The sequence below is a fragment of the Rhodospirillales bacterium RIFCSPLOWO2_02_FULL_58_16 genome (genome assembly GCA_001830425.1).
Classification (GTDB): Bacteria; Pseudomonadota; Alphaproteobacteria; order Rhodospirillales; family 2-02-FULL-58-16; genus 2-02-FULL-58-16.
This window is the reverse complement of record MIAA01000025.1, coordinates 46953-56532: the sequence shown is the minus strand read 5'-3', so window position 1 is coordinate 56532 and position 9580 is coordinate 46953. Positions and strand designations below refer to the sequence as shown.

The window sequence follows — 9580 nt, the reverse complement described above, 5'->3', positions numbered from 1 at the left end:
GAAGTTGATCGGGCGACCGGCCGCCACAATATGGTCCGTTAACGTCTACGCTTTAAGAGCCGGCCCGGCGGCTTTCTTCCCCCCGCCGGGTCGGTGTTAATTAACTTGACTTGGATTGTTTGAACCGGTTCGAATCTCTTCGCCTAATTGCCGAACAGCAATGCTATGGTGCGTAAGTCAGAACCGGGAAATCCAATGAAAGTCCTTCAAGCCATGGCCGGCGCCGAGTACGGGGGCGCCGAGGCGTTCTTCACCCGCCTGGCAATCGCTCTGCGCCGCGCCGGCCTTGATCAGCGCGTGGTTATCCGCGCCGACAAGAACCGCGCCGCCCTGCTCGAAGCGGCGGGCGTAATGCCGTTGCAGCTTCCCTTCGGCGGCATGTTGGACTGGCGCACGCCTCTGGCCCTCAAGCGCGAGATCAAGGCTTTCAAGCCGGATATCGTTTTGACATGGATGAACCGGGCGACGAGCAAGTGTCCCAAGGGAGATTTCGTTCATGCCGGGCGCCTCGGCGGATACTACGACCTCAAATACTATCGAAGTTGCGATCACCTGATCGGCAATACCGAAGACATCGTCGAATATCTGGTCAGCAACGGATGGCCGGAGGGCAGGGCGCACTATCTGCCCAACTTCGTCAGCGAGGAACGCTCCGCCCCCCATCCCCGCAGCAAGTTCTTTACTCCCGACAGGGCGCCGCTGCTGCTGGCAATGGGGAGAATGCACGAGAACAAGGCTTTTGATATCCTGCTTCAGGCGCTGGCCAGGGTGCCGAACGCTTATCTGTGGCTGGCCGGCGACGGACCCTTGAAGAAAGACCTTGAAGCCATGGCGGAGAAACTGGCGGTCAAGTCCAGGGTGCGTTTTCTGGGTTGGCGGGAAGATACGGCGGCTTTGTTTGCCGCGTGCGACCTGTTCATTTGCCCGTCGCGCCATGAGCCGCTGGGAAACGTGGTGGTCGAGGCCTGGGCGCAGGGCGTGCCGGTGATCGCCACCGACAGTCTGGGGCCGGGCACTTTGATCAAACACATGGAAAACGGCATTCTGACGCCGGTTGACGATGCGCCGACAATGGCCCGCGCCATCAAGCATGTGCTGGCCGACGAAGGCTTGTCCGATCACATCGCCCGCGCCGGACGCGCCGCTTACGAAAAAAACTTCACCGAGTCCGCCGTGATCGAAAAATATATGGATTTCTTTAAAAGGATTACCGCCTGATGTGCGGCATTGCCGGTGTTTTCACTACAGACTCCTCCTCGCCCGCCGGCCGGATCATGGAGCGACTGGAGGACGCCTTGGCCCACCGGGGGCCTGATGGTCGCGGACGGCATGACGGCGCCGGAATTTCGATGATTCACGCCAGACTGTCCATCATCGACCTTGAAACCGGCGGTCAGCCGATTTACGCCGAAGACGCCGCCCTCATCGCCAACGGCGAGATATATAATTACCTGGAACTGCGCGACGGTCTGGACGGATGCGTTCTGACTACCCGCTCGGACTGTGAACCGGCGCTGCTTCTTTACCTGCGTTGCGGCGTGGATTTCACCGACCATCTGCGCGGCATGTACGCCATCGCCATCCACGACGCCCGCCGGGACCGTCTGGTGCTGGCCCGCGATCCCTTCGGCATCAAGCCTCTCTATTACGCCGAGACCGACCTTGGGTTCGTCTTCGCCTCCGAGCCGCAGGCTCTGACCAAGGCGGGTTTGGTCGTTCCGGACTTATGCCGCGCCGCCGTGGATGAGTTGCTGCAATTACAGTTTACCTGCGGCGCAAAGACCGCCTTTGACGGCATTCATCGCGTTCTGCCCGGAGAGACGCTGGTCGTCGAAAAAGGCCGCATTGTCGAGCGTCGCCGCCGTCCCGCCCTGCCTGCCGGGGGACCGCAGCCCTGGGGCGAGGAAGAAGCCGTCCACCGTCTGGATATGGCCCTTGCCGACAGCGTCGCCATGCACCAGCGTTCGGACGTTCCCTACGGCATGTTCCTGTCGGGCGGCGTCGATTCTTCGGCGCTGCTGGCCCTGATGCGCGACCTTAACGACGCTCCGGTGCAGGCCTTCACCGCCGGTTTTCCCGGCGCCGGCGTCCATGACGAGCGCGATCACGCAAAGGCCGTCGCCGGGGCGGCGGGCGCTGATTTCGAGGCGGTGGAGGTTGCCGAGGATGATTTATGGAAGCTGTTGCCCGGCATAGCCTCGGCTGTTGACGACCCGGTTGCCGACTACGCGGTTCTGCCCACCTACAAGCTGGCCGCCGTCGCCCGTGAGCGCGGCCTCAAGGTGATCCTCACCGGCGAGGGCGGCGACGAATTGTTCGGCGGCTATGGTCGCTACCGTCGGGCGCTGCGCTCCAGGCTGCTGGGCGGCAGGCCGATGTATGCCAAAGGCGCTTTTGCCGGAATGGACGTACTGCGCCGGGATGACGGCGACTGGCGCCTCGGCGTCGCCGCCGCTGAGGCCGCCGAGGCCCTTCCCGGACGCTCCCGCCTTCAGGTTTGTCAGGCGGTGGACTGCGCCGACTGGCTGCCTAACGATCTGCTGGCCAAGCTCGATCGTTGCCTGATGGCTCATGGCGTCGAGGGGCGGGTTCCGTTTCTTGACGCCGGCGTTGCCGAGGTCGCCTTCCGCCTGCCCGACAACCTCAAGATCAAGGGTAAAACCGGAAAATGGCTGTTGAGGAAATGGCTGGAAGGCAAATTGCCCGAAGCCCGTCCGTTTGCCGAAAAACGAGGCTTCACCGTTCCCGTCGGCGAATGGATTTCGGCCAGGGGCAAGGACCTGGGAGCCTTGGTCGCCGAACAGCCGTGCATTGAGGAAATATGCCGGCCCGGCGCCGTTGAGCGTCTGTTCACGGCCTCCGGCGCCAAACAGGGAAAAGCCGCGTGGACGCTTCTCTTTTTCGCCCTGTGGCACAACATCCATATTAAAGGGATATCTCCCGGCGGCGATGTGTTCGAGAGTCTGGGGGGGTAGATATTTTTCATGGCTCACGGTCACGTCATCGTCATCGGCAACGAAAAGGGGGGCAGCGGCAAGTCAACCATCGCCATGCACCTGATCGTCGCCTTGATGCGACTCGGTCGTTCGGTTGCAAGCATTGACCTGGATATCCGTCAGAAAACCCTGACCCGCTATATAGAGAATCGCCGCGCCTATGCCGCCGGGCGCGGGATCAAACTGCCGATATCCGATCATGCCGCTTTTGGCGGCGGCAACGATGAAGAGGAGCTTAGGCAAAAGGTTGAGTCTCACGACTTTGTCGTTATCGACAGCCTTGGGGCCGACACCACCTTGTCCCGCTTCGGACATTCCTGCGCCGACACCCTGATCACGCCGATCAATGACAGCTTCGTTGACCTTGATGTCATCGCCCGTGTTGACGGCGAAACGATGAAGGTCATCGGTCCCAGCCATTATGCTGAAATGGTTTGGGAACAGAAAAAAGGACGCGCCAAGCGCGACGGCGGCTCCATTGACTGGATCGTCATGCGCAACCGGTTGAGCAGCCTTGACGCTCTCAACAAGCGCAATATGGAGCGGATTCTGCACGGCCTGTCCGGTCGTCTGGGCTTCAGGGTGTTTTCCGGTTTCGGCGAGCGGGTGATATACCGTGAATTGTTCCTGAAAGGCCTCACCATGATGGACCTGCGCGAGGCGGCGGGGGAGGAAGACTTAAACATCTCTCACATCGCGGCGCGTCAGGAGGTGCGTAGTCTGGTCGAGGCTATTAAACCGAGGACCCGGCGATGACCGGGGGCGGAAAACTTCCGACCGACAGGCCGGGCAATGCCGACGTTGACGCCTTCCTCGCCAAGGTGGCCGACACTCCCGTCAACAAGGCCCATGGCGGGCGGGGGCGGCTGTTGTTCGCCATGGACGCCACCGCCAGCCGCCGGCCGACCTGGGACATCAGCGCAAAGATACAGGGCGAGATGTATCTTGAGGCCGCCGCCCTCGGCGGGCTGGAAATGCAACTGGCTTTTTTTCGCGGCTTCGGCGAGTTCAAGGTCAGTCCGTGGCTGGACAATCCCAAGGAGTTTATGCGGCTGATGACTTCCGTAGATTGCCTCGCCGGAGAGACCCGGATCGCCAAAGTCCTGCAACACGCCGTCAACGAGAGCGGACGGAAGAAAATCAACGCCCTGGTCTATATCGGGGACTGCCTGGAGGAAGACGTTGACAGACTGGGGGCCTTGGCCGGGGAACTTGGTCTGCTCGGCGTTCCCGCCTTTATGTTTCACGAAGGAAGCGATCCGGTCGCCGCTTTCGGTTTCAGGCAGATCGCCCGCCTTTCCGGCGGCGCTTGCTGCGGATTCGACGCCGGCAGCGCCCATATGCTCCGCGACCTGTTGAGCGCCGTCGCCGTCTACGCCGCCGGAGGCCGTCCGGCGCTGGAGGCCATAGCCGAAAAAAGAGGGGGAGCATTGCTCAAGCTGTCCCATCAGATGAAGGGAAGCTGAATGTTGCCCCATCCGGCCCTTGGGGTGGCGTTCAGGGTAATCGCACGAAGGAGGTTGATCATGATTTCATCGTCATGGCTGTGCTTGTCACGGCCATCCACGTCTTGTTTTCAGGTTTTGGCGCAACGAGAAGACGTGGATTGTATGGTGCCCGGACCATCGTGTTAGATGGGGGCGTCGGCGGGTCCTCCGATCGTGGATTGGTCATTAACGACCGAGCGCATCTCGGTGAAGTCCGGCTTAGGCCGGAAGATCAGGGAGTTAACCTCCCCTTGCCCCTCCTTGGTAAGGAGAGGAAAAATTCCTCCCTTACGAAGGGGAGGTCAGGAGGGGTTAAATTGTGCGAAGCGAAGGAAACATTTGCAGGAGTCACTCCACTAGGGCGGCGTTGTGCATACAATAATTACATGGTAATCACCTTCGACTTCAGAGAGGTTGATCTATATGCCGAAACTTAAACCGGGGACAATTTATCCCACCAAGGAAGAGGATGCCGCCATCACTGCGGCCGCCTTGTCTGACCCTGACGCAAAGCCTTTCACCGATGAGGAGTGGGAGGCGGTCAGACCGTTCGTGCGGCGCGGCCGGCCGGTCGCTCAGGAAACCAAGGAGCGCATCACCATTCGCCTTTCGCGGGAAGTGGTGGATAAATTTCGCGCCGGCGGGGCGGGCTGGCAAACCCGCATTGACGCCGCTCTGAAGGACTGGCTTAAAGGCCATCCGGCGTCTTGACCCATTACCGCCTGAATGTGCACAAAGCGCACGGCAGATAAAGGGAAGCTGAATGTTTCCATATCTGGCTCTTGGGGTGGCGTTGATGGCCGGGTTGCTGCTGGCCGGACGCCGGTTCGTTGACGCCGATCCCAGGGATTTGATGAAAATCCTTAAATGGTTTCTTATCATCGTGATCAGCGCCGTGGTGGCGTTCTTTACTTTAACCGGGCGTCTGGGATGGGCTTTCGCTGCCCTGCCGGCGCTGATCCCCTGGTTCCTGCGCTTTCGTTCGGCGACGCGCATGGCCCGGAACTTTGCGCGTATGGCTCAATCAATGAACGCCGGAGGAGGAGGAGGCGATTCGGGCCGGACCTCGGATGTGGAAACCCGGTTCCTGCGCATGTCGCTGAACCACGACAGCGGCGTCATCAGCGGCGAAGTGATCGCCGGCTCTTTTTCCGGCAGGTCGCTGGGGTCGATGACGATGGAGGAATTGCTGCGTTTGCGGGGCGAATGCGACAAGCCTTCCGTTCAGGTGCTGGAGGCCTATCTGGACCGCAGCGCCGGGGATTGGCGTCAACACGCCGGTTCTACCTTCGCCGATGAGGCGATGAGCCGCGACGAGGCCTTGCGCATCCTCGGCCTTGAGGAAGGCGCTTCTCCCGGCGAGATCAAGGATGCCCACCGTCGGCTGATTACCGGTATCCACCCCGATCATGGCGGCTCTACCTACCTTGCCGCCAAGATCAACCGGGCCAAGGACGTGTTGCTGGGGTAAGCCTATTGTGGCACAAAGGCGGCGATTTTCGCCGTTCGATAATGTTTCGGTAAGTTCCTATGGTTGTTCAGGTGCGCAAGGCGGTGTTTCCGGTGGCCGGGTTGGGTACGCGCTTCCTGCCCGCCACCAAGGTCATGCTACTATGATGCCTCGACTGTGGTTCCATCCTTGAGGAGTTTGTAAAAGACATCAAGGGCATCCATTTTGTCAGCCATCTTGATCTACTCCCTTTCCGGATGGGTTTCTTTATATGTTTGTCCGCCTTTATGCCGCCAGCGCCCGCATCAGCGCCTCTGGGTCGCGGTCAATGGCCAGCAACAAAGCACGGGCCGGGCCTTCAGGGACGCGGCGCCCCTGTTCCCAGTTGCGCAGCGTGTGAGGGCTGATCTGGAAGGCGCGGGCAAAGCGGTCCTGCGACAGGCCGGTCTTGGCGCGGATCGCTGTTACGTCGAGCGGATTGACCACGCGCAGCCGTCCATGCGCAAGAGCCTTTTTGAAATCGGCGGCAGCGTTCTCGGTGCCGTCTTCGACGGCGTGCCGGGCGATGTCCACCTCGACGGTTGTCGTCACTGTCTTACGATGAATTCGCGCCTTATGGCGCGCCTGTTCCACCGAATATCTTGCCATAGATGTCAATCTCCCTTCGTTTGGCGAGACGCGCCGAGATGATCCGGCGAACGTCGCCGCGCCATGTGTAGACGACGAACAAAATATCGGAGCCGACTCTGCCGATGGCCTGAACCCGTCGCTCGCCGTAATCGACCCTCTCATCATCCATTTCCAAGACAGAGTCATCAAAAATGCCGACAGCATAGGCAAAATTGAAGCCGCGCCTCTTGAGGTTGGTCTCGCTCTTCGTCGCGTCCCACTCGAACATGACGCCACACTAAGCCAATGACTGATGTAAGTCAATGGTATATTAGGGCCAGCCCGCTTGCAGGCTTCACGCCGCTGTGGCACAAAGGCGGCGATTTTCGCCGTTCGATAATGTTTCGGTAAGTTCCTATGGTTGTTCAGGTACGCAAGGCGGTGTTTCCGGTGGCCGGGTTGGGTACGCGCTTCCTGCCCGCCACCAAGGTCATGCCCAAAGAGATGTTGACCATTGTCGACAAACCGCTGATCCAATACGCGGTGGAGGAGGCGATGGCCGCCGGCATCGAGAAGTTCGTCTTCATCACCGGGCGCGGCAAGACCATGATGGCCGATCACTTCGACCATAGTTTCGAGCTGGAAACGGTGCTTGAGGAGCGGGGCAGGACGGAAGCCCTGAAGCTGGTCAGAGATTGGCTGCCCAAGCCGGGAGCGGTCAGTTTCACCCGCCAGCAGAGGCCGCTCGGTCTGGGTCATGCAGTGTGGTGCGCCCGCGATATCATCGGCGATGAGCCGTTCGCCGTTCTGCTGGCGGATGATCTGATTCTCGCCGAACCCGGTTGTCTCAAGCAGATGATGGACGTTTACCGGCAAACCGGCGGCAACGTCGTCGCCGTTGAGGAGGTTCCGCTGAATATGACCAACCGTTACGGCATCCTTGATATCGAGAAACGGGACGACCATCTTGTCCGCGCCAAGGGGCTGGTGGAAAAACCCGCCCCGGAAGACGCGCCGTCGAACCTTTCCATCATCGGTCGTTATATCCTTCAGCCGGAGGTGTTTCATCATCTGGGAAAGATGGAGAAAGGGGCCGGCGGCGAGATTCAGCTTACCGACGCCATGGCCAAGACCATCGGCGACATTCCTTTCCACGGGCTTGAATTTGCCGGCAAGCGTTTTGATTGCGGCCATCGACTCGGCTTTGTCGAGGCCAATATCGCCTTCGCCATGCAGCAAAAAGACCTTGCGCCGCAAATTCGCGCCATGCTGAAAAAATATCATTCCTGATTAAAACGAGGACGAATCCATGCGTATTGCGATGATCGGCGCCGGATATGTCGGTTTGGTTACCGGCGCCTGCTTTTCCGAGTTCGGCGTCAAGGTTACCTGTGTTGACAAGGACGAGAACAAAATCGCCGGCCTGAATCGCGGCGAGATGCCTATCTTTGAGCCGGGGTTGAAGCGGCTGGTGGAAAGCAACGTCGTCGCCGGGAGGTTGTTGTTCACCACCGATCTGAAACAGGCCGTTGACGGGGCGGACGTCGTATTCATCGCCGTCGGCACGCCCGGCCGCGAAGATGACGGCCACGCCGATCTGTCCTATGTTTACGCCGCCGCCAAAGAGATTGCCGGGGCGATTAACCGTTACACGGTAGTAGTCAATAAATCGACGGTTCCCGTCGGCGCCGGCGACGAAGTCGAGAGCATCATCAAAGAAGCGCGTCCCGACGCCGACTTCGATGTGGTCTCGAACCCTGAATTCCTGCGCGAGGGGTCGGCCATTGAGGACTTCATGCACCCCGACCGGGTGGTTATCGGCGCCGCCGGCGAGCGCGCCCGCGAGGTGATGCGTCGTCTCTACAAGCCCCTCTATCTGATCGAGACGCCCATCGTCTTCACTTCCAGGCGGACGGCGGAACTGATCAAGTACGCCGCCAATACCTTTCTCGCCGCCAAGATATCCTTCATCAACGAGATTGCCGACCTGTGCGAGACTCTCGGCGCCGACGTTCATGACGTGGCCAAGGGCATCGGCATGGACGGACGCATCGGGCGCAAGTTCCTGCACGCCGGTCCCGGCTATGGCGGGTCGTGTTTCCCCAAGGATACCCTGGCTCTGGCGCGCACCGCTCGGCAGGCGGGAAGCCCGCTGCTCATCGTCGAGGCGGTAATCAGCATCAATGACAAGCGCAAGAAGGCGATGGCGGGCCGGATCGCCGCCGCTTGCGGCGGTTCGCTCAAGGGCAAGACGGTCGCCATATTGGGGCTTACTTTCAAGCCCAACACCAACGACATGCGGGACTCCCCCAGCCTGGATATCGTGCCGGCTCTGGTTAAGGCCGGCGCCGTGGTGCAGGCCTATGATCCCCAGGGCATGAAGGAGGCCAAGGAAATGATGACGGGAATCCGCTGGTGTTCGGACGCTTACGATGCCATGAAAAACGCCGATGTGCTGGCCATCCTTACCGAGTGGAATGAGTTCCGCTCCCTTGATCTGGAGCGGGTGAAGGAGTTGTTGAACAGCCCGGTGATGGTGGACCTGCGCAACATCTATAACCCGGAAGAAATGGCCAAGGCCGGTTTCCGCTACACCTGTATCGGACGCCCTCAACAGACGGAGAAATGACATGTCGGAAGCCCGCACCCTGGATTCGACGATCCTGCGTGAATATGACATTCGCGGCATTGTCGGCGAGACCTTGAACCCTGATGACGCCCGCGCCGTGGGCCGGGCCTTCGGCTCTATCGCCGTCCGCTCCGGCGCCGCGACGGTAGCCGTCGGCTACGACGGCAGGCTCAGTTCTCCCGCTCTTGAGGCGGCGCTGGTTGAAGGGTTGACCGCTTCGGGCCTTAAGGTGTTTCGCGTCGGCCTCGGCCCGACGCCAATGCTGTATTACGCTACCCATGTTCTTGAGGCGGGCGCCGGGGTGATGATCACCGGTTCCCATAACCCTCCCCATTACAACGGCATCAAGATGGTGCTGCAAGGCAAGTCCTTCTTCGGCAAGGACATCCAGGCTTTGGGCCGCACGGCG

General features: G+C 60.3%; 11 protein-coding genes and 1 pseudogene (1 of these 12 running past the window's edge). 10 read left to right on the top strand and 2 right to left on the bottom strand.

Annotated features, from left to right (window positions below; genetic code table 11):
- Positions 1–195 precede the first annotated feature (195 nt).
- The 7 genes from A3H92_07115 to A3H92_07085 all read left to right on the top strand — a co-directional run bounded on the left by A3H92_07115 (position 196) and on the right by A3H92_07085 (position 5954).
- The gene (locus tag A3H92_07115; protein OHC75048.1) at positions 196–1218 is read left to right on the top strand and encodes a glycosyl transferase; all 1023 of its coding nucleotides are present in this window, start codon (positions 196–198) and stop codon (positions 1216–1218) included.
- Entirely contained in the window at positions 1218–2975 is a 1758-nt protein-coding gene (locus A3H92_07110; GenBank protein OHC75047.1) for an asparagine synthase (glutamine-hydrolyzing), read from the top strand. Before A3H92_07115 ends, A3H92_07110 begins: the two co-directional genes overlap by 1 nt.
- Before the next feature lie 9 nt (positions 2976–2984).
- The gene (locus tag A3H92_07105; GenBank protein OHC75046.1) at positions 2985–3752 is read left to right on the top strand and encodes an ATPase; all 768 of its coding nucleotides are present in this window, start codon (positions 2985–2987) and stop codon (positions 3750–3752) included.
- Positions 3749–4462: a hypothetical protein gene (locus A3H92_07100; protein OHC75045.1), complete on the top strand. Its 714-nt coding sequence runs from the start codon at positions 3749–3751 to the stop codon at positions 4460–4462. Before A3H92_07105 ends, A3H92_07100 begins: the two co-directional genes overlap by 4 nt.
- Before the next feature lie 74 nt (positions 4463–4536).
- A complete protein-coding gene (locus A3H92_07095) occupies positions 4537–4920 on the top strand; it encodes a hypothetical protein (GenBank protein OHC75044.1) in 384 nt (127 codons plus the stop codon).
- The gene (locus tag A3H92_07090; GenBank protein OHC75043.1) at positions 4907–5194 is read left to right on the top strand and encodes a hypothetical protein; all 288 of its coding nucleotides are present in this window, start codon (positions 4907–4909) and stop codon (positions 5192–5194) included. The genes A3H92_07095 and A3H92_07090 overlap by 14 nt, the downstream gene beginning before the upstream one ends.
- A 52-nt stretch (positions 5195–5246) precedes the next feature.
- The gene (locus A3H92_07085; GenBank protein ID OHC75042.1) at positions 5247–5954 is read left to right on the top strand and encodes a hypothetical protein; all 708 of its coding nucleotides are present in this window, start codon (positions 5247–5249) and stop codon (positions 5952–5954) included.
- Positions 5955–6218: 264 nt separating this feature from the next.
- On the opposite strand, the gene A3H92_07080 is transcribed toward A3H92_07085, so the two are convergent.
- A complete protein-coding gene (locus A3H92_07080) occupies positions 6219–6524 on the bottom strand; it encodes a hypothetical protein (GenBank protein ID OHC75041.1) in 306 nt (101 codons plus the stop codon).
- 22 nt (positions 6525–6546) lie between these two features.
- Entirely contained in the window at positions 6547–6831 is a 285-nt protein-coding gene (locus A3H92_07075; GenBank protein OHC75040.1) for a hypothetical protein, read from the bottom strand.
- A 128-nt stretch (positions 6832–6959) separates the two neighbouring features.
- On the opposite strand from A3H92_07075, the gene A3H92_07070 reads away from it, so the two are divergent.
- From A3H92_07070 to A3H92_07060, 3 genes and pseudogenes are all read left to right on the top strand, one after another.
- Positions 6960–7832 (top strand): UTP--glucose-1-phosphate uridylyltransferase, encoded by an 873-nt coding sequence (locus A3H92_07070; protein OHC75039.1) that lies wholly within the window; start codon positions 6960–6962, stop codon positions 7830–7832.
- Between the two features lie 19 nt (positions 7833–7851).
- Positions 7852–9171: a UDP-glucose 6-dehydrogenase gene (locus A3H92_07065; protein OHC75038.1), complete on the top strand. Its 1320-nt coding sequence runs from the start codon at positions 7852–7854 to the stop codon at positions 9169–9171.
- A gap of 1 nt (position 9172) precedes the next feature.
- A pseudogene (locus tag A3H92_07060) lies at positions 9173–9580 on the top strand (phosphomannomutase) (it continues 991 nt past the right edge of the window).